Annotated in this window: 1 pseudogene; it reads right to left on the reverse strand. The window is 33.7% G+C overall.

The annotated features are described in order from the left end of the window. Positions 1 to 435: pseudogene (locus UNSWCS_RS10320) on the reverse strand (hypothetical protein); the annotation flags it as partial. Between the last annotated feature and the right edge of the window lie 102 nt (positions 436 to 537).

Consider the following 537-nt stretch of genomic DNA (forward strand, 5'->3'; position numbering starts at 1 on the left):
CTTAGTTACTTGCATAGGCTTAAAGGTTTCTTGTTTTTGCGTGTCAGTTTGATTGTCTTGTTCTTCATGATCGCTTTTTTGATCCATTAGCCCATAGTCACCAACCTCTTGTGGCATACTTCTATTTATAACTTTAGAATATCTCTCAATAAATTCATCTACACTTATATTAGACGATTCAAGAAGCTCACGACCCTCATTACTAAAAGACACACCAAATCTTTCTAAAGTTTGACGTATCTTTTGTCCTTCTAGATCATCATCTGACGTTTTGCCCCAAATGGTTTGTTTATCATCATTGTAGGATTTAAAAGCTCCAGTAAAGTTTGTGCTATTGCCCATCACTTTCTTATAATTAACTCTACTCGCAAATTCTTCTCCTTCAAATAGCGAGTTGTTATTTAGATTTGGCGAATAGGTTATATTATTAAGCATTGTTAAGGTCTCGCTTTGTTTAGATATTCCAGCATCTCTTTCATAGGTTTTAATTCTTTTTTATGGTATTAATTTGCATTAGAGCATATTACCACCTATCCA

This window comes from Campylobacter concisus UNSWCS (assembly GCF_000466685.1).
In the GTDB taxonomy this organism is placed as follows: Bacteria; Campylobacterota; Campylobacteria; order Campylobacterales; family Campylobacteraceae; genus Campylobacter_A; species Campylobacter_A concisus_A.